16 protein-coding genes, 1 pseudogene and 4 CRISPR repeat arrays are annotated in these 18,027 nt (G+C 72.1%); of the genes and pseudogenes, 12 read left to right on the top strand and 5 right to left on the bottom strand.

Translation table 11 applies throughout. From position 1 onward, the window contains the following. The 3 genes and pseudogenes from ABD371_RS35180 to ABD371_RS35190 form a co-directional block, all read left to right on the top strand. A pseudogene (locus ABD371_RS35180) lies at positions 1–260 on the top strand (hypothetical protein); the annotation flags it as partial. Between the two features lie 269 nt (positions 261–529). Continuing rightward, entirely contained in the window at positions 530–1,093 is a 564-nt protein-coding gene (locus ABD371_RS35185; protein ID WP_344486654.1) for a Uma2 family endonuclease, read from the top strand. Positions 1,094–1,932: 839 nt separating this feature from the next. Then, the gene (locus ABD371_RS35190) at positions 1,933–2,256 is read left to right on the top strand and encodes a hypothetical protein (RefSeq protein ID WP_344486657.1); all 324 of its coding nucleotides are present in this window, start codon (positions 1,933–1,935) and stop codon (positions 2,254–2,256) included. 457 nt (positions 2,257–2,713) lie between these two features. Continuing rightward, positions 2,714–2,985: direct repeats of the CRISPR family, unit length 28 nt; unit sequence ATCCGCCCCGCCCGCGCGGGGGTCGCTC. A gap of 139 nt (positions 2,986–3,124) precedes the next feature. Here the strand turns inward: ABD371_RS35190 and ABD371_RS35195 are convergent. Then, complete coding sequence (locus ABD371_RS35195) at positions 3,125–3,535, bottom strand: hypothetical protein (protein WP_344486660.1); 411 nt, start codon at positions 3,533–3,535, stop codon at positions 3,125–3,127. Positions 3,536–3,605: 70 nt separating this feature from the next. Then, positions 3,606–4,976, bottom strand: coding sequence for an NsdA family TPR-like regulatory protein (locus tag ABD371_RS35200; RefSeq protein ID WP_344486663.1), 1,371 nt, complete (start codon positions 4,974–4,976; stop codon positions 3,606–3,608). A gap of 236 nt (positions 4,977–5,212) precedes the next feature. Here ABD371_RS35200 and ABD371_RS35205 point away from each other — a divergent pair, with 236 nt between their 5' ends. The 8 genes from ABD371_RS35205 to ABD371_RS35245 all read left to right on the top strand — a co-directional run bounded on the left by ABD371_RS35205 (position 5,213) and on the right by ABD371_RS35245 (position 14,673). After that, entirely contained in the window at positions 5,213–5,365 is a 153-nt protein-coding gene (locus tag ABD371_RS35205; protein WP_344486666.1) for a hypothetical protein, read from the top strand. A 93-nt stretch (positions 5,366–5,458) separates the two neighbouring features. After that, a complete protein-coding gene (locus tag ABD371_RS35210) occupies positions 5,459–6,496 on the top strand; it encodes a SagB/ThcOx family dehydrogenase (RefSeq protein WP_344486669.1) in 1,038 nt (345 codons plus the stop codon). Beyond that, positions 6,493–7,398: a nitroreductase family protein gene (locus tag ABD371_RS35215; RefSeq protein WP_344486672.1), complete on the top strand. Its 906-nt coding sequence runs from the start codon at positions 6,493–6,495 to the stop codon at positions 7,396–7,398. The genes ABD371_RS35210 and ABD371_RS35215 overlap by 4 nt, the downstream gene beginning before the upstream one ends. Then, positions 7,395–8,204: a class I SAM-dependent methyltransferase gene (locus ABD371_RS35220; protein WP_344486675.1), complete on the top strand. Its 810-nt coding sequence runs from the start codon at positions 7,395–7,397 to the stop codon at positions 8,202–8,204. Before ABD371_RS35215 ends, ABD371_RS35220 begins: the two co-directional genes overlap by 4 nt. After that, entirely contained in the window at positions 8,201–9,043 is an 843-nt protein-coding gene (locus tag ABD371_RS35225) for a phytanoyl-CoA dioxygenase family protein (protein WP_344486678.1), read from the top strand. The genes ABD371_RS35220 and ABD371_RS35225 overlap by 4 nt, the downstream gene beginning before the upstream one ends. Beyond that, positions 9,040–10,095, top strand: a complete 1,056-nt coding sequence (locus ABD371_RS35230) for a phytanoyl-CoA dioxygenase family protein (RefSeq protein WP_344486681.1) — start codon at positions 9,040–9,042, stop codon at positions 10,093–10,095. Before ABD371_RS35225 ends, ABD371_RS35230 begins: the two co-directional genes overlap by 4 nt. A gap of 600 nt (positions 10,096–10,695) precedes the next feature. Beyond that, positions 10,696–10,968: direct repeats of the CRISPR family, unit length 28 nt. 211 nt (positions 10,969–11,179) lie between these two features. Next, on the top strand, positions 11,180–11,554 hold the full coding sequence (locus tag ABD371_RS35235; protein ID WP_344486684.1) for a hypothetical protein: 375 nt from the start codon (positions 11,180–11,182) through the stop codon (positions 11,552–11,554). A gap of 1,903 nt (positions 11,555–13,457) precedes the next feature. Then, positions 13,458–13,790: direct repeats of the CRISPR family, unit length 28 nt; unit sequence GTCCGCCCCGCCCGCGCGGGGGTCGTTC. Positions 13,791–13,893: 103 nt separating this feature from the next. After that, positions 13,894–14,673 (top strand): hypothetical protein, encoded by a 780-nt coding sequence (locus ABD371_RS35245; protein ID WP_344486689.1) that lies wholly within the window; start codon positions 13,894–13,896, stop codon positions 14,671–14,673. Between the two features lie 135 nt (positions 14,674–14,808). On the opposite strand, the gene ABD371_RS35250 is transcribed toward ABD371_RS35245, so the two are convergent. The 3 genes from ABD371_RS35250 to ABD371_RS35260 all read right to left on the bottom strand — a co-directional run bounded on the left by ABD371_RS35250 (position 14,809) and on the right by ABD371_RS35260 (position 16,125). After that, positions 14,809–15,426 (bottom strand): GIY-YIG nuclease family protein, encoded by a 618-nt coding sequence (locus ABD371_RS35250; protein WP_344486690.1) that lies wholly within the window; start codon positions 15,424–15,426, stop codon positions 14,809–14,811. Positions 15,427–15,511: 85 nt separating this feature from the next. Further along, on the bottom strand, positions 15,512–15,754 hold the full coding sequence (locus ABD371_RS35255; RefSeq protein ID WP_344486691.1) for a hypothetical protein: 243 nt from the start codon (positions 15,752–15,754) through the stop codon (positions 15,512–15,514). Then, positions 15,751–16,125, bottom strand: a complete 375-nt coding sequence (locus ABD371_RS35260; protein WP_344486693.1) for a hypothetical protein — start codon at positions 16,123–16,125, stop codon at positions 15,751–15,753. The genes ABD371_RS35255 and ABD371_RS35260 overlap by 4 nt, the downstream gene beginning before the upstream one ends. 289 nt (positions 16,126–16,414) lie before the next feature. Between ABD371_RS35260 and ABD371_RS35265 the strand changes: the two genes are divergently transcribed. Further along, a complete protein-coding gene (locus tag ABD371_RS35265) occupies positions 16,415–16,780 on the top strand; it encodes a hypothetical protein (RefSeq protein WP_344486695.1) in 366 nt (121 codons plus the stop codon). Positions 16,781–16,938: 158 nt separating this feature from the next. Then, a CRISPR array of direct repeats spans positions 16,939–17,515; the repeat unit is 28 nt; unit sequence GTCTGCCCCGCCCGCGCGGGGGTCGCTC. Positions 17,516–18,027: the final 512 nt, after the last annotated feature.

The following is an 18,027-nucleotide window of genomic DNA, read 5'->3' on the forward strand; positions in this document are numbered from 1 at the left end:
AGTATCTGCCGCCCGAGTCGATGACCTACCCCTCGTCCCCCGGGGTCACGGCGAGTCCGGTGCATTGCGGGGCCCTGGGCTGCCGGTCCGCAGTGGCGGTGAGCGTGGCGGCGTCCGGGCTGCCGCCGGAGGTCCTGGCCAAGTTCGCCCGCCGCGCAGCCGGGCTGGACGGTGAACGGCGTAGTCCCCGCCCGGGCCGCCGGGCGCGCGGACGGCGAGCGGGAGCCGCGCCCCAGTCGGCACGGAGCCGACTCCTGTAGCGGGCCCGGACATACGGAAGACCCCGACCGCAAAAGTCGGGGGCTTCGGCGCGCGAGAGGCCACGTCCGCCCCACCCGCGCGGGGGTCGTTCGGCCGTCGCCGACTCGCCCCTCACCACCCTCGCATCCGCCCCGCCCGCGGGGGGCTTCAGCTCGGCGGTGGAGATCCTTGCCGGGGCCGGTTTCGGGCCGCAGTTACCGATGGCCATGAGTCGTCGGGCCGCTACCCTGGGCTGTCAGGGCAGAGCGGATCGAAGGGAGTCGCCCAGATGACCAGCGCGCCCGACTACAGCCACGGCATCGACTCCGAACGCGCCCTCAAGTACGCCGTCCAGCACATCCGCGGCGACCGCGTCCAGATCATCGAGGGGATCATCGAGCCCGTGTCACCGACCTGGGACCACGAACGGGCCGCCCGCCTCGTACGCCGGCAGCTCGAGGACCGCGTCGACGAACTCGGCTGCGTCGAGGGATCCGGCAACCTCGACCTCCCCGGCTCGTCCAACTGGTACGTCCCCGACCTCGCCGTCGTCCCCGAAGAACTCGCCAAAGGCGGAAGGGCCCTCCTCCCCGACCAGACACTCCTCATCGTCGAAGTCACCTCGGAGTCCAACGCCGAGACCGACCGCGTCGTCAAACGCCGCCGGTACGCCGAATACCGGGCCCCGCTCTACCTCCTGGTCGACCGGGTCGAGGGCAGCATCACCCTCTTCTCCGAACCCGGCCACCTCGGCTACACCCGCGCAGACGGCCCACACCCCTTCGGAACCACCCTGCACATCCCAGCCCCCTTCGACCTCAACCTGGACACCACCGGCCTGATCCCCACCTGAACCGCCCCCCTACCCCCGCAGAGGTTGTTTACTAACCACCACCTCACGTGAGGAGGTGACAGGGGCTCTGCCCCGCCCGCGCGGGGGTGGCTCGGCAGCCGGTTCGGTCGGGCTGGGAGGTGTGTGGCCGGTGCGGGACCGAGACGGTCATCGTGGAAGCCGGGCCGGTGCCCGTCGCCGCCGAGGTCCGGACGTCGCTGGCGGCCGGCATCGAGCGCACTCGGCACGAGCTCCCGGAGCTCGGTGGATCCGGGCGAGTTGGACACGGACCGGCAGTGCCAGTGCTCGCTCACGCCGCGCTCCAGGCAGTCGAGCAGCCCCTGCCGGAGTACCGCACTAGCCCCCTCGGGTTTACCGAGGAAGCCGAGACGGAGACCCATCGGGCGTACCGGACCGAGCAGAACTGGCTCTGGTACAGCACAACCCGAATCGCGCGGACGCCATCGCCGCCGCCGTGGGCAAGGCCCGGACGCAGTGAGGGAACGCACCGCGCGGTGAGTACAGGCATCCGCCAGCACAACCTCCATACCGACGGATACGGTGCTACCAGAACCCGGCACCACTTACCCCTGATACACCAGCAGAACCTGGGATCCGCCGTGAAGCATGTAAAGGAAAACAGCATGATCACGTGACAACACCCCAGGTCAGGAAGTGTCGTCCCCGCCCGCGCGGGGCTCTATCCGCGGTGTGGGTGGCGGTCGCGCCGGCCGTGGCGTCGTCCCCGCCCGCGCGGGGCTCTATCGCGCTACGCGTCGCCCTGGCGCTCATCCTCGGAGTCGTCCCCGCCCGCGCGGGGCTCTATCTGTCTGGTCAAGGTCGTGGGTCAGGATGACGGCATGACGACCTGGTTCCGGACCTACTACGAGGACGAAGATCTGTGGCTGTATTTCGAGGCCGATGAAGAGGGCTGGGCAGCGCGACAGGTCGAGGTCCGGGGGCAGGACTCGCGTCCGGTGACGGCAGCCTCCCTGGAGGAGGTGCTGCACTTGCGTGACCATGCAGACCTCGCGGCGATGCGCCGCTACGAACGGCAGTACGGCATTCTCGCCGAAGGCCCCGTGGACGGCCGGCAGGACCAGCCTCGGACTGCCGAGATCCCCGCGGAGGAGTTCGAACGGCAGTGGGCTGAAGCACGACGGGCTCTCGGCGATTCAGCCTGACTCGGCGGATTGAGGGTCGCAGAAGGCTCCGTCACGGACCATCGCGAAGAGAACGCCAGCCAGGCATATGGCCAGGCAGAAGAGGGTCCACCACGGCCGCGCGGAGCAGGCCCGGCGTGATGGGAATCGGGCCGCTGCGCAGGATCGGGCAGAGCGCGAGGCTGCGCTCGCCGCGACCATCGGGCGTATCGGACCGGGCAGATCCGACTCCGGTACCGGCACCATCCGAACCGCTCGGATGCCATCGCCGCCGTGAGCAAGGCCGCAGACGCAGCGAGGGGAGCGCACCGCACGGTTGAGTTCAGGCGTCCGTCGGCGCGACCGTCATACCGGCGGATACGGTGCTACCAGAGCCCGGTGGCACTTGACGCTGACACACCAGCAGAATCTGGGAACGGTCGTGAAGCATGTAAAGGAAAACAGCATGATCACGCGACAACACCCCAGGTCACGAAGTATCCGCCCCGCCCGCGCGGGGGTCGCTCGTAGCGGCTCGTGGCTTTGGAGCCGCCGTAGGGATCCGCCCCGCCCGCGCGGGGGTCGCTCCCGGACCATGCAGCCGCAGCAGCGCGCATCGAGATCCGCCCCGCCCGCGCGGGGGTCGCTCGACGACGTCACCGCGCTTGAGACCATCGGCCCCATCCGCCCCGCCCGCGCGGGGGTCGCTCCTCAGGGTGCGCAGCAGCGGGGCGATTCAACATGTCCTCCCCGCCCGCGCGGGGGTCGCCCGCGGTCCACCGTGCAGTACCCGTCCGGCTGTCCGCCCCGCCCGCGCGCGGGGGTCTGACCTCTCAGGATGCTCGGCACGGTTCAGCTGGGGAGGACAGCCCGCACCCATGGCCGCATGAGGATCCTGGCCGCCGCGGGGTCAGTCCTGGCGGCAGCGGGCAATGAGCTGTGAACCCTCAGTGGTGAGCAACCGCGGCATGAGCCGGCGCAGCGCAGCCGCATGCTGATGGACTCGTTTGAGCGTGGCTCGCCGCGTCGGGGCAGATCCGGGAACGTCTTGAGCGGGACCGCATCCGCTCACGACATACAGTTCGTCCAGCCATACTCCCCCGGCCCTTGCGCCGTCCGACGGGACCGGGGAGACCAGCGTCGTCACCTGGGGCTCGTGCCCGCCCAGGAACCAGATCTCCACGTCCAGGCCGACGCTGTGGAAGAGAAGCCCGTTGTCAGTCTGCTCCGGTTCCGAGAAGCCGGCGTCCTCGACCAGGAACGCGAACTCGGCGCCCGCTTCCGCCCGGAACGCCTCGGCCAGGTTCCTCCAGTTCCCCATTCTTCGATACTCCGAGATCACCAGCGCCGAAGGAAGACCAAACCCGGTGATCCTTCGCGGTCACAGTGTGTTAGGCGGTGTGTTCGAGGAAGTCGCGGACTGCCGGGACGCTTTGGTGGGTGCGGAGTTTGTTCCGGAGGCTGGTGTGGATGGTGGTGCCTCGTGCGGAGGTGACGCCGCCCATGGTCTGTACGGCTTGTTGGGCCGTGTGGACGGCTGTGTCGATGTCTCGGAGTGCGAGGTGGGCGTCGGCCTCGCGGGTCAGGCGCAGGGCGCGTGAGCGGGGGTAGGCGTCGCCGTCGTGCGGAGGGGGCGGGGTGCCGGCGGCGATCTCGGTGTAGTGGGTCAGTGCGCGGCGGTGGTCGCCCAGGTCGGTGGCGTTGCTCGCGGCCCAGCTGAGGAGTTCGTTGTGGGTGACCCAGTAGACGCAGGCCGGTTCGTCGCCCGGGTCTCCGGTGCGGGCGTGGGCGGTGAAGGCGGCTTCCTCAGCCTGTCGGCTGGCGAGGTGGTCGCCGGCTTTGGCGTGGGCGCGTGAGGTTCGGGCGTGGGCCATGGCGATCAGGCGGGGGGAGCCGGTCCGGGTGGCGTTGTGCAGGGCCGCGTGGGCGTAGTCGAGGGCGCCGGGGGTGTCGTTGAGGCTGTAGCGGGCCATGGACCAGAAGGCGAGGATGTTGGCGCTCGCGGCGGGGTCGTCGGCGCTCGCGGCGGCGCGGGCGGCTCCGAGGTAGTGGCGTTCGGCCGCGTCGGTGTCGCCGGAGTCGAACGCGGTCCAGCCGCAGATCCGGGAGGCTTCGGCGGCGGCCGAGAACAGCCGGCGTCCGACGTCGGCGGTGTAGGAGCGGGTGCGGAGGACCGTGGTGATCATGGCGCGCTCGGAGCGGGCGAGTTCGTGGGTCTCGCCGGAGCCGATCTCGTCGTCCATCGCGCGCAGGGCGGCGAGGCGGTCTTCGATCAGGTGGGCGCTGCGGGCACTCACGTGGGGGCGGCGATCGTGGAGGACGGCGTGGGCGGGGGAGGCCGTGGCCCAGTGGGCGAGGGTGGTGGCGGACAGGATGCCGCCGCTGAGGAGTGCTGACCGTCGGTTCATGTCCGTCTCCGGTCTTCCTAGGTGTTCCAGTGCGGTGAGCGCACCGGCCGGAGTCCACGGGGCGGTCAGCAGGACCTGGTCGTCGGCCAGGGCGAGGTGGAGCCAGGTGGGCCAGCCCAGGGCGCGGGTCTGGTCGATCGGCACGTGGAGGAGGTCGGCCATGGCCGCTTCGGTGTGGCGGTCGGGGCGTACTCCGCGTTTCCACCGGCTGACTTTCTCCGGCCGGGTGGCCATGGGTCCCAGGCCGAGGCCTTCGTGGTGGGCTGCGAGGCGGCGCAGGAACGCGCCGTGGTCGCGGCAGCCGAGGAGGTCGAGCACGCGCCGGAGGAGGTCCGCCGCTTCGGATTCGACCACGTCCGGCCCCCTGGTTCTGCGCCTTGTTCGGTCTTTGTTCCGGTGTGTCCCAGTGTCCTGCACGGCGGGGCCGGTAGGGCAAGAGGTCTGCGCGAGAAGGCAGGGGGAGGCATAGGGCGGCAGGGCGAGGCAGCCGTGCCGCGCTGTTGCGGCGGCGGGGCGGGGGTGAGGATTTCGGTGCACGCCCACCACGGCCCGGGCGGCCCGCGCCCGGCCCATGACCTCTGGGGAGAGACATGTCCGAGATGACGTTCGGTCACGTGGCGGACGAGTCCGCGGTCCGTACGGGTCTGTTGCAGACCGGTACCTGCAACCTCGCGCCGATGCCGGAGGCCGTGCCGGAGACGCCCGCCACGGTGTCGGCGGACGGGGGATCCTCCTCCGCCTGACGAAACGGTACGCAAGTACGGCAGTCCGGGTCCCGGGGTGCGGCACCGCCGCACCCCGGGACCATCCGCGAGTCCGAGGAAGGGGAGGGACGTATGCCGAGCACCGTGTTCCGGCGTCACCCGGCGCTGCTGGCCGCCGTTGAGGAGGTGGGCGGGCGGCGGCGGATCACTGTCGCGGTCCACGACGGGAGACCTCCGCTGCTGGTGGACGACGCCCGTCTGCTGGCCGCGCTGAGCGGGCTCCCGGAGGGCGGTTTCACCCGGGCCGAGGCCTTGACGGGGTGGGACAGCGCGGGACTGGGAGACGTCAAGGAGCCGTTGTGGGGCTTCTGCACACGCGAGGCCGGGCTGATCGTCACGAAGGCCGAGGAGGGCGTGTTCCGGCACGACGCCTACCACGGGGCCACCCGCGGTTATCCGTTCCTGGACATGGGCCGGGCACAGGCGTTCGACACGGACAACGCGCTGATGCGCCACTACACGGCCGTGGACGGGTACCCGCCGGTCTACACCGACCTTCCTCACCGGGGGCGGTGGCCGCTGGCGAAGGCGGAAACGGTCACCAGTCCCCCGGACGGCGGTGAGTACCTGTTGATGGAGGAGCTGGCGCTGCTGCTCGACGGCACCTTCGGGGAGCGGCGGCGACTCGACCCGGACGACACCGGCACCTATCTCCAGGTCGAGCTGGTTTTCAAGGCGGTGCCGTCGGGCGGGGCCCGGCACCCGGTCGAGGCCCTGCTGTGGCTGCGGGCCGAGGGCCTGCCGGAGGGCCTGTACCACTACAACGTCCGGGCGAACACGCTGGATCTGCTCCAGGTCCGGCCCGGCCGAGCCGCCCTGACGGCCGCCTGCCCCGCCCTGCCCGATCTGGCCGGCGGGAGGGGGCCGGTGGCGGTGGTGATGCTGGCCGCCGTGATGCGGCGGCCGATGTGGCGCTACCGCGACCCCCGCTCCGCCCGCGCCGTGTTCATCGACGCCGGACACATCGTCCAGCACCTGGCCGAGACCGGTGCGTGGCTGGGCTGGAGGTGGAGCGGCCTGCCCGCCTTCGACGCCCCCGCCCTGGCCCGCGACCTGGGTCTGGACCCCGAGACGACGCCCGTGCTGGAGATGGGGGTGCTGCGCCGATGACCGAGACGGTGCAGAGCGTGCCGCAGGTCCTGCTCGACCCGTTCGCGGCCGGCCCGGTGCTGACCCCGTTGGAGGCCGCCGCTCTGGCCGCCGCTCTGACCCCGTGCACCCGGACCGCCCTGAAGGAGGCGGGGTTCGGCGACACCCTGGTCGACTCGATGGTGGAGCGGGGTCTGCTCGCCGGGGCCCCGGCGGAGGCCGGCCTGTGGCACCGGCACGGCTGGGGCCGCCCCCGGGCCCTCCTGCACGCCGCCGCCACCCACCGCGCCCGCCGCGCCGCGGAAACGCCCACCGACCACGCGACCACGACCACGCCCGTGCTCGGGCCGGTGTCCGGTGTGCTCGACGGGCGGGCGGCGTTCGACCGGGCTCTGGCCCGGCGCAGCGTGCGCCGGTTCGACCGCCGGCCGATGCCCGCGCCGGTCCTGTACACGGTGCTGGCCGCGACCGTTCCTCTGCTGGAGGCGTGGCCGCATCTGCGGCTGTACGCGGCGGTTCAGGACGTGGAGGGGATCGAGCGCGGCGTCCACACCCACCGCGCCGGTGCCCTGGATCTGCGCAGCGCCGGGCTGGACGACGCCCGGTTGAGGGCCTGCGCGCATCAGTACTGGGTGCTGGGCACCGGGGCCGTGCTGTTCCTCACGGTGTCCTGGCCGGCGCTGGAAGCGGCTTACGGCCGTGGGCCGGACGCCTACACGCGGGTGCTCGGCGAGTGCGGGCGCGTCGCCCATACGGCGGTGCTGGCCGCTGCCCGGGCGGGGGCGGGGACCTGGATGACCCCCGCTCTGGACGAGGAGACGGCCGCCGGCCTGTGCGGCCTGGACACGAGGGTGGAGGAGGCTCTGTACATGCTGAAGACCGGCATGCCCAGGAACACGACGACAATGGAGGACATGCGGTGAAGGCCAATACCCGCCGGGACAACAAGCTGGCGTTCGACCGGGTCGCCGACGTCTACGACACCGCCCGCCCCCTCATCCCCCAGCACCTGGTCGACTCCCTCGCCCGAGCCACCGGCCTCGCCCCCGGCGAACGCGTCCTCGACGTCGGCGCCGGGACCGGACAGCTCACCCTGCCGCTGCGCGCCGCCGGATTGACGGTCACCGCGCTGGAACCCGGGGCCCGGCTGCGGGCCCTGCTCGCCGCACACACGGCGGGCGACCCGGGCATCACCGTCCAGGGCGGATTCTTCGAGGAGTACACCGCCCCGCACGGCTCGTTCGCGGCCGTGATGTCCGCCAACGCCTGGCAGTGGATCGACCCCGCCGTCTCCTACACCAAGGCCGCCGACCTCCTCATCGCCGACGGGCACCTGGCGCTGATCTGGAACTTCCCGATCGCCGCCGACCCCGCCCTGCAACAGAAACTGAACCAGGCCCTTGAGCAGCGTCATCCCGACGCGGTCCGTGACCCCGCCACCCACCGTAGCGGCATCGAGGCCCGCGCCCGCCAGGGCCGCGCCGAACTCACTACCTCCGGCCGCTTCGACACACCCCGGTGGCAGTTCACCCACGACACCCTCCACCTCACCCCGCACGCCTACTACGAGCTGCTCCTCTCCTACGCCAACGCCGCCACCCTCGACGAGAGCGCCCGCACCGACCTCCGCACCCAGGTCACCTCCGTCCTCGCCGAACACGGCGCGGAAACCGTGGAGATCGACAACCTGCTCTACACCTGCACCGCCCAGCTGAAAGAACACTGGTGAACGCGATCACCACGGCGGCCGCCTTACGCCGCGACGGCTACGCCGTCCTGCCCGGCCTCATCCCCACCCGCCTGCTCACGGACTTCGCCGCCCAGCTCACCACCCGCCTCACGCCCCCCGCCCCCGGCGACCCGCTCACCCGGCTCCGCACCGGCGCCCGGATCGACGCCCAGCGCCTGCGCGCCGCCGGATACGCGTGCGAGGCGCAGCACCGGCTCACGCATCACGGGCCGCTGGCCGAGCTGATGGCCGCTGTCCTGGGCGGGCCGGTATGGGCCCAGCCCCGGCGTTTTCTGCGTCTGGTCCCGCCCGGCCCGCGCGTCTGGGCGACCGAGCCGCACCAGGACTACCGCTACGTCCAGGGCGCGGTCGACACCCTCACCGCCTGGATTCCCCTGCACGAGGTGCCCGACGGCGCGAGTGAGCTGCGGGTGGTGCCCGGCTCCCACCACCGCGGTCTGTGGCCCGTCACCACCCGCACCGGCGGCACGCTGCCCCACCCGGTCGGTCTGGCCCCCGGTGACCCCCGATGGCGGGCGGTTCCGGTGCTTGCCGGTGACGTGGTGGTCTTCCACTCACTCACCGTCCACTCCACCCTCCCCCCTGCCGGACCCCTGGGCCGCGTCTCGCTCGATGTGCGCTACCAGCGCACCACCGCGCCCCTCGCCACGACTGCTCTCCTCGCCCCCTACCCGTGCGAACACCCCGGCGATCCGCACCACTGGGCACAGGACCCGCACCTGCGCCTGCCTGACCCGCTCCCCGCCGTGTCCGCCGTTCCCCACCACCAGGCCGTCATCCCCGACGGTGCCGTCTCCCGCTTCCTGGAGGCCCCGTGACCGAGCATCAGCCGTTCTTCGACGCGACCGGGCTCCTGGCCACCCCCGCCGCCCTGCTGGAACGGCTCCGCGCGGACGGCTACCTGTATGTGCGCGGCATCCTCCCCGCCGCCGACGTCGCCGCGGTACGCCGTCACGTCCTGGCCGTCGCCGACCAGGCCGGATGGCTGCTGCCCGCCGGGCCGGGCGCACCGGCCCCGCCGGCCGATCCCCGGGCGGCGGTGTGGGACCCGGATCCCGTCTACCGCAGCGTCCACCGCCGGATGTGGACCCACCGCGACGTCCACGCGCTCATGCACCACCCGCGCCTGCTCTCCCTGCTGACCACCCTCACCGGCCACAGGGGCCTGCTCGTCCACCCTCGTAAAGTCCTGCGCGCGGTCCACCCCCGCCCCCACCCCGCCGGCCTTGAGAGCGGCTGGCACCAGGACTGGCCCGAGATCCAGGGATCCGAGAACACCCTCACCGTGTGGACCCCGCTCGCCCCCGCCGGCCCCGACACCGGCGCGCTGGCGATCCTCCCGGCCTCCCACCGTCACGGCACCCTGCCGCTGCGGCTGGCCCCCACCGCCGTCGGCTGGGAGGCCGACATCCACCCCCGCCAGACCCAGCTTGCCCTCACCAGACACATCAACCCCGGCGACGTCCTCCTCTTCACCCCGCACACCGTCCACCACGGCACCCCCAACACCAGCCGCCACCTGCGCCTGAGCCTCGACGCCCGCTACCAGCCCGCGAGCGAACCGATCAGCGAGACCTGCCTCGAACTGCGCGACGAACCCTACGGATGGGAATCCGTCTACGCCCACTGGCCCCACCAAGGCCACGACCCACTCGCCCACTACTGGAAACGCCACACCCGACTGAACCCCGTCCCCTACGACCCCCGCTTCGACACATGGCGCGAACGGACCGCACTCGCCGCAGGAAACCGCCACGACCCCCGGGCCCGCCGCGCACTGGAGATCACCGCCGCCCACGGCACCCCCACCCTCGCCACCCGCGCCACCGCGCTCCTGCGCACCCTGCCCACCACCCGCCCGCCACGATGACCAGGCCCGGTCCCCGGAGCTGCCGGGCCTGCACCCGCTGCGCGACAAGAACACCCACGACGACGAGTGAGAGCCGCCAGGGCCTGGCCGTCCACCCGGCGAGGGGCAGCCCCGCCCGGTTCGGGAGCCCTTCGCCTCGATCGAGCGCACCCGGCGCGAGCTCCCGGGGCTCGGTGGATCCGGGCGAGCTGGACACGGGCCCGGCCGCGGCAGTATCCGTGCTCGCCTTCGCCGCGCTCCAGGCGTTCGAGCAGCCCTTGTTGGAGTACCGCGCCAGCGCCCTCGGTCGGCTGCGGCGGACCGAGGAGGCCGAGGCGGGGCCCGCCGGGTGTACCGGACCGGGCAGAGCCAGCTCTGGTGCAAGCAGAATACGAACCGCTCGGACGCCATCGGCGTCGTGAGCAAGGCCCCCCAACACAGCGAGGGAACGCACCGCACGGTCAGTACAGGCATCCGTCGGCGAGGGTGCCATGCCGACGGATACGGTGCTACCAGAGCCCGGCACCACCGGCACTGACACACCAGCAGAATCCGGGAACCGCCGTGAAGCATGTAAAGGAAAACAGCATGATCACGTGACAACACCCCAGGTCACGAAGTGTCGTCCCCGCCCGCGCGAGGGTCGTTCCGGCCGAATGCGCCGGCGGGGCCCCGTCATGCTGTCGTCCCCGCCCGCGCGAGGGTCGTTCCGGCTGGCGAGGCTCGCGGGCCCCGGAGTGGAGGTCGTCCCCGCCCGCGCGAGGGTCGTTCGGCGACCAGCCGCGACATCAAGGCCTTGTCCACGTCGTCCCCGCCCGCGCGAGGGTCGTTCGCTCCGCCGGGTCACCACCATCCTCAACCAGGGGTCGTCCCCGCCCGCGCGGGGGTCGTTCGGACGCTTTCGGGATCCGGGGCTTCGTCCGGGCGTCTGCCCCGCCCGGGCGGGGTCGCTCGACAGCCAGGCCGGCCGGGCTGTTCGAAGTGTGTGGCCGGTGCCGGACTGAGACTGCCATCGCGGAGGCCGGGCTGGTGACCGGCACCGCCGAGGTCCGGGCGTCACTGGCGGCCGGCATCGGACGCATCCGGCGCGAGCTTCCGAGGCTCGGTGGACCTGGCCGACCTGGACACGGACCCGGCCTCGGCCGTGCTCGCCCACGCCGTCCGCCAGGCCGTCAAGGCCGCGCTGCCGGACTACCGCGCCAGCGCCCTCGGCAGGCTGAGCCGGACCGGGGAAGCTGATGCGGAAGCCAGGCGGGCCTACAAGGCCGAGCAGGGAAGGCGCTGGTACCAGCACAACCCGAACGGCACGGACGTCGTCACGGCGGCGGCGAAGGCGCCGCCGACACCGCCCGGACCCGCACTGCGCAGCACCTGCTCACCGCGCGCCTGGAGCAGCTGCGCGAGCAGACCTCCACCCGGACCGAGCAGATGGCCGTGCCGTGGGCGGAGCGGCTGCCCGAGCTCGCCGCGCGCCCGCTGAACGACGACGGCGGAGCAGTGATCGCGTGGTCGCCGAGCTGAGCCGTGTCGACCTGGCCCGCCGTCCCCCTGGCCGCGTCACCGGGGGACGGCGGGCAGTCGCCTCCGTGGTCCGCTGGCGGCGTGCCGGTGCGGCCGCCTCGGACCGAAGTGGGTGTGCGGATATGGGTACTCGGTGCCGGTGCGGGTGGTTCGGGTCCTCGGCTCAGACGCATGCAAGCGACCAGGACCGGCGTATACGGTGCTGTCTGATGTCGGCAACATCGCAGCAGCACCCGGGAGCTCTCCTGAACCATGTAAACGAAAACAGCATGATCACGCGACAACACCCCAGGTCACGAAGTGTCCGCCCCGCCTGCGCGGGGGTCGTTCTCTCCGTGGTCCTCCGCCAGAGGTCCTCGTACGGTCCGCCCCGCCCGCGCGGGGGTCGTTCCAGCCGCGAGTCATCGAGGTGCAGGACATTCGCGTCCGCCCCGCCCGCGCGGGGTCGTTCTTCCTCGGCCGGGCACCAGGCCAGGATCGCCGAGTCCGCCCCGCCCGCGCGGGGGTCGTTCCCCCGTACGGGCGGGCGGCGATTCCGGTCGGCTGTCCGCCCCGCCCGCGCGGGGGTCGTTCGGCCAGCGGGGACAGGGCTTTCGGTGGCTACGTGTCGTCCCCGCCCGCGCGGGGTCGCTCGACCAGCCCGGTTGGCCGGGCTGGTGACCGTCGCCATCGAGGTCCGGGCGTCGCTGGCGGCCGGCAGCGAGCGCACCTGGCACGGGCTCCTGGGGCTCGGTGGATCCGGCTGAGCTGGACGCGGAGCGGCCGCGGCAGTATTCGTGATCGCCTTCGCCGCGCTCCAGGCGGTCGAGCAGCCCTTGTTGGAGTACCGCGCCAGCGCCCTCGGCCTGCTCGGACGTACGGAAGAAGCTGAGGCGGAGGGCCAGCCCCAACGCACCAAGGGAGGCACCGCGCGGTGAGTGCAGGCATCCGTCGGCGAGGGTGCCATGCCGACGGATACGGTGCTACCAGAGCCCGGCAGCACTTGACGCTGACACACCAGCAGAACCTGGGAACGGTCGTGAAGCATGTAAAGAAAAACAGCATGATCACGCGACAACACCCCAGCTCACGAAGTGTCCGCCCCGCCCGCGCGGGGGTCGTTCCTGCCAGTACGACGTTGCGCGGGAACCATGTCCGTCCGCCCCGCCCGCGCGGGGGTCGTTCGTCGAGCCGCTCCGGTCCGGGGTCGAGGTGCCAGTCCGCCCCGCCCGCGCGGGGGTCGTTCTCTCAGGGAGCTGAGCGACGATCCGACCCCCGGGTCCGCCCCGCCCGCGCGGGGGTCGTTCGCACACAGCCCGGCCGACAGGGGTGTGTGGCTGGTGCCGGACCGAGGCGGCCATCGTGGAGACCGGGCTGGTGCCGTCGCCGTCGAGGTCCGGACGTCGCCGGCGGCCAGCAGCGGGCGCACTCGGCACGAGTTCCCTGGGCTCGGTGGATCCGGGCGAGCTGGACACGTACCGGCCGCGGCAGTGCCAGTGCTCGCCCACGCCGCGCTCCAGGCGATCGAGCAGCCCCTGCCCGAGTACCGCACCAGCACCCTCGGCCGGCTGCGGCGGACCAAGGAAGCCGAGGCGGAGGCACGCCGGGCGTACCGGACCGGGCAGAGCAACCGGTGCTGGTGCAAGCACAACCCGAACCCCGCGGACGCCGTCACCGCCGTGAGCAAGGCCCCCGACAACGGCGAGGGAACGCACCGCACGGTCAGTGCAGACATCCGCCGACGCGACCGCCATCTCGACGGATACGGTGCTATCCAGAGCCCGGCACCACTGACGCTGACACACCAGCAGGATCTGGGAACGGTCGTGAAGCATGTAAAGGAAAACACCATGATCACGCGACAACACCCCAGGTCACGAAGTGTCCGCCCCGCCCGCGCGGGGGTCGTTCGGGGGTGAGCGCCCCCGTGCACGGAGGAGAAGCGTCCGCCCCGCCCGCGCGGGGGTCGTTCGGGGGTGAGCGCCCCCGTGCACGGAGGAGAAGCGTCCGCCCCGCCCGCGCGGGGGTCGTTCTGATCAGATAGGTTCCGCGCGGACTGGCCTCCGGTCCGCCCCGCCCGCGCGGGGGTCGTTCGTTGCCTGTCTGGTTGCATGGAAGTCGGGCATCGTCTGCCCCGCCCGCGCGGGGGTCGTTCAGGCTCTCGCGCCCCGAGTCCCCAACGGCCGTCGTCCGCCCCGCCCGCGCGGGGGTAGCTCGTCGTCAGCCAGAACGTTTTGCGCTTTGCCGAGCCGTTTCCCCCTGGGGCCGAGTTGACCAGTTGCAGCTCACGAGGAGGTCCGGGGCGGCAGGATGAGCGGAGTGGACTTCATAAAGCATGTCGGGACCAATCAAGCGGCGTTCACGGTGATCGTCGCCTGCCTCGCGATCCTCGGAGGCATCGTCGGCAACTGGATCAGTGCCTGGCTGCAGTCACGCGCCGGCAGGGCGCAAGCGGCGGCGGCCAAGGAGGCCGCGCGGATCACCGCCGAGGCACAGCGGCTGGCCGCTCTTTACACCGATCGGCGGGTGCTGCTGGCGCGGCTGGTGGAGACGACGAGGCTTGTGCACACCGCGATCGTGGAGGCGTCTGAGCCTTCGTCCGGCAATGCGTCGAGGGACGGCGTCACCACGATCTGGCCGCTGGTCGATCAGATGCGCCATCAGCAGACTGAGTTGTCGCTTGTGGCACCGGAAGACGTCATGCAGTCCTGTGGGATCCTCCACAAATCCACTCAGGACTCGATCGAGCTGCTGGTGGAGCGCGGCCCGGCACGCTGGGCCCAGGCGCGCCTGGACGGCATGCCAGGAGCGGACGCCGCCAGGGCGCGCGAGGTGCTGGACGAGTTGCGAGAGTGCCATCGTGAAGAGCTGCCCGAAGGGGACATCGAGCTTTTCCGCGATGCCGCCCGGCAGGCCCTGCGAATGGTGCCGGGCCTGGAGGATCCAGACCCGGACGCTCTGGTCGGGGATGTGTGGAAGGTGCCGGCTCAGCCGCTGTTCCACGCGGCGACGCAGAAGAACGCAGCCTCACTCGCGCAGCTGATAAATCAGGCACGGCAGGTGCTGTCAGCCGAGCGCGTGGACACCGCCTGCCAATGACATATCCGAGCCGACTGCCGACCGACCTCCCCATTCCGTCTTCCCTCCTGCGCGGAGGTAGTTCGCCTCCGACCGGCTCCCCACCGAGATCCTTCGCGTCGTCCCCGCCCGCGCGGGGGCCGCCCGGGGCAGCGGTCACGGAGTCGGGCGTTCCTTGCAGCGGATGCCGAGCCCCAGCTCGGCCAGCGCGTCGATCACGACCGCGACGGGATCTCCGAGGGACGTCAGGTCGAACCACTCTCCTCGCACCCGGCGCCCCGCGAACCGCTCGTGCAACACACTCTCGAAGTCGCCCTCCACGTCCAGAAGCGGAACGAGCCGGGCGGGCTGGCCGGTCTGGAGCTGTGCCATCCGGGACTTGAGCGTGCCAGCGGTCTGCCCGATCTTCGTCAGCGGGGAGCCCTCCATGCCGACGAGGTACGTCCGCACGGTCCGGACCGGGCCCCGTGCCGCCGGCGGCATGGGAGAGGAGAGGGCCGAGTCCGCCTCCTCGTCCTCCACGTCCTCCGGGTTCAGACGCCGCACGATCGGCGTGCCGCCGCCCTGGATCGTCAGGGTCTTGCCGATCGGCGTGCCGTCGGCCCTGAACTCGGTCCGGACGATCTGCATGACGACGACGGGGCCCCTGTACCCCAGGACTTCCAGCTCGGCCTCCGTCGCGTACCGGGAGGAGACCTCGGTCTCCTCCCGCACGGCTTCGCTCAGCCGAGGCTGCCAGAGGTCGCACCCCAAGCGTCCGCTCCGGTTCTCCACGGCCCGACCCTACAAGGGCCCGACCGCACGGCGAGCGTCTTTCACAGCAGAGTGAAGCGGCAGGCCGAACGCGTGCGCTGGGCGTCTACGGTTCGGGGATGAGGCGTACGACGGTGACGGTCAGGATCCCGGTGGAGACCATGTAGCGGACGATCACCCGGGAGACCACGGCCTCGCGCCGGTCCTTGTCACCGCCCACCGGTGTGGAACCGTGTCCGTAGGGGTCGGTGCCCAGGGTGCGGGCCACGGCCGTCCTGAAGCTGCTGGGGGAGGCGAGTTTGCCGAGCGCTTCCTCGGCGGCGGGTGCGAAGGCGATCCGGTACCTCACGCGGCGGCCGTCCCCAGCCCGGCGGCCTGCCGCTCCGCCCGCAGCAGAACATCCACCCGGTCGAGTTCGTCACCCGGGATGACCTCCAGGGCCCACTTGCGCACCAGCCGCCCGACCGTGGCAGGCGCAGCCGCGGCGATCTCCCCGTCGAACACGGGGCGGAGCTCGGCGGACAGCGCGGCCCGTACATCCCCGACCGTGAGAGGCACCACGAACCGCTCACCATGCACATCGACGGTGACCGGGCCCGGTACATCGGGCCGGGGCTCACGGTCCAGCTCCGCGAACCCGGCCTGCTGGGCTCTGATCCGCTGGACGACCGCCTCCTCCTCATCCTCGAGGTCCGGGGTGTACGGCACCGGCTCGGCCATGACGCTCACGCTCCCTCTCAGGTCTCCCGCCACGCTACCGACAGCCCACCCGCACCGTGCCCGGGAACGGGAAGACCCCAGCCGGCGGACATGCGTTCGCCCGCTCACCCCGGCACGGCGGAAACCCCGGAAACCTCTGCGTCGCCGTCCACGTCCGCAGCCGACCGAACGGGTGCCTCCAAGTCGAAGGCGTCGCCCACCCGGACGCGGCCGAGGGCGCTCGCGCGGTCGGCCAGAGCACTGCCCGCCCCCGTGCGGGGTGGCTGCTCGCAGCACGATCGACCGGGCTGTGCGAGGGGCTTCCGGCTACCGGTGCCAGACCGAGGCGGCCATCGCGGAAGCCGGGCCGATGCCCGTCGCCGCCGAGGTCCGGACGTCGCTGGCGGCCAGCAGCGAGCGCACCAGCACGAGCTCCCGAGGCTTGGCGGGCCTGGGCGAACTGAACACGGACCCCGCCGCGGCCGCGCTCGCCTTCGCCGTCCGCCAGACCGTGGAGACCGCGCTGCTGGAACACCGCACCCAGCACCCTCGGCCTGCTCAAGCGTATCGGACCGGGCAGAACTGGCTCTGGTGCAAGCACAACCCGAACCGCACGGACACCATCGCCGCCATGAGCAAGGCCGCCGACGCAGCGAGGGAACGCACCGCACGATGAGAACAGACATCCGCCGACGCAACCTCCATACCGACGGATACGGTGCTACCAGAGCCCGGCCACCACTGACGCTGACACACCAGCAGAATCTGGGAACCGCCGTGAAGCATGTAAAGGAAAACAGCATGATCACGCGACAACACCCCAGGTCACGAAGTGTCTGCCCCGCCCGCGCGGGGGTCGCTCTCGGGGGACGTTGCCCGCGCCACCCTCCGGGCGGTCTGCCCCGCCCGCGCGGGGGTCGCTCGGCTGAGCTGGACGCGGAGCGGCCGCGGCAGTAGTCTGCCCCGCCCGCGCGGGGGTCGCTCTGCACTGTCGAGCCGCTGCGATGCCAGCGCCTCGTCTGCCCCGCCCGCGCGGGGGTCGCTCGTCGGGCGGCTGCGCCGGTCGAACGCCGCAACCGTCTGCCCCGCCCGCGCGGGGGTCGCTCGGGCGGCCCTCGATGGGGTGTTGGAGTCCTGGGGTCTGCCCCGCCCGCGCGGGGGTCGCTCCACGTGGATCACCGTGTGGGAGCCGGTGCCCGCGTCTGCCCCGCCCGCGCGGGGGTCGCTCCGCCTGCGAGAGCTGTCCGAAGAGGTCGGCCTGGTCGTCCCCGCCCGCGCTGGGGTCGCTCGTCAGGTAGAGGTGCGCGGTACCGGCCCCCGCGGTCGTCCCCGCCCGTGCGGGGGTCGTTCCGCGATCGTGACCGACATCCGAGCGGGCATCGCGTCTTCCCCGCCCGCGCGGGGGTTGCTCCATGACGGCGACAAGGAGGCCGCCCGGCTGGACGTCCGCCCCGCCCGCGCGCGGGGGTCGTTCCTAGTACCCGGTGCTCGCGCCGAGGCGGCCGGTGTCCGCCCTGCCCGCGCGGGGTCGTTCACCGAACATCGTGGTGATCTGCTCGATCAGGCCGTCCGCCCCGCTCGCGCGGGGTCGCGGTAGTGGTGGAGTGGTAGACGAAGGCGATGTGGGAGTTGTCGTGGCGGGTGTTCCCCCGAGGCCGGCGTTGTCGCGGACGATGTACCGGCTCTGATGGAGCAGGTTCTAGTTCAGTGCCAGTGCCAGGCTGCGGCGACCAGTCCGGCCTCCACCTCGGTCTGAGGGCAGCCGAAGGACTCGGACAGCCCGGTCGACCGTGCTGCCGAGCGACCCTCGCGCGGGTGGGGGTGGTGAGTTGACGCCGGTAGCCACGTCGGCCGAACTGCTTGGCCGCAGCATGCCAAAGCCTTCGGATGGGAAGGGCACAGGTGGCGGCAGGTGCGTGTGCT

The sequence above is a fragment of the Streptomyces amakusaensis genome (assembly GCF_039532665.1).
GTDB classification, from domain to species: Bacteria; Actinomycetota; Actinomycetes; order Streptomycetales; family Streptomycetaceae; genus Streptomyces; species Streptomyces amakusaensis.

What these genes read in the sequence shown, in the direction of transcription:
- ABD371_RS35260 (WP_344486693.1), bottom strand. Translation starts at nt 16,125, where the DNA reads ATGGCCGAGCCGGTGCCGTACACCCCGGACCTCGAGGATGAGGAGGAG.
- ABD371_RS35205 (WP_344486666.1), top strand. Translation starts at nt 5,213, where the DNA reads ATGTCCGAGATGACGTTCGGTCACGTGGCGGACGAGTCCGCGGTCCGT.
- ABD371_RS35210 (WP_344486669.1), top strand. Translation starts at nt 5,459, where the DNA reads ATGCCGAGCACCGTGTTCCGGCGTCACCCGGCGCTGCTGGCCGCCGTT.
- ABD371_RS35190 (WP_344486657.1), top strand. Translation starts at nt 1,933, where the DNA reads ATGACGACCTGGTTCCGGACCTACTACGAGGACGAAGATCTGTGGCTG.
- ABD371_RS35185 (WP_344486654.1), top strand. Translation starts at nt 530, where the DNA reads ATGACCAGCGCGCCCGACTACAGCCACGGCATCGACTCCGAACGCGCC.
- ABD371_RS35195 (WP_344486660.1), bottom strand. Translation starts at nt 3,535, where the DNA reads ATGGGGAACTGGAGGAACCTGGCCGAGGCGTTCCGGGCGGAAGCGGGC.
- ABD371_RS35215 (WP_344486672.1), top strand. Translation starts at nt 6,493, where the DNA reads ATGACCGAGACGGTGCAGAGCGTGCCGCAGGTCCTGCTCGACCCGTTC.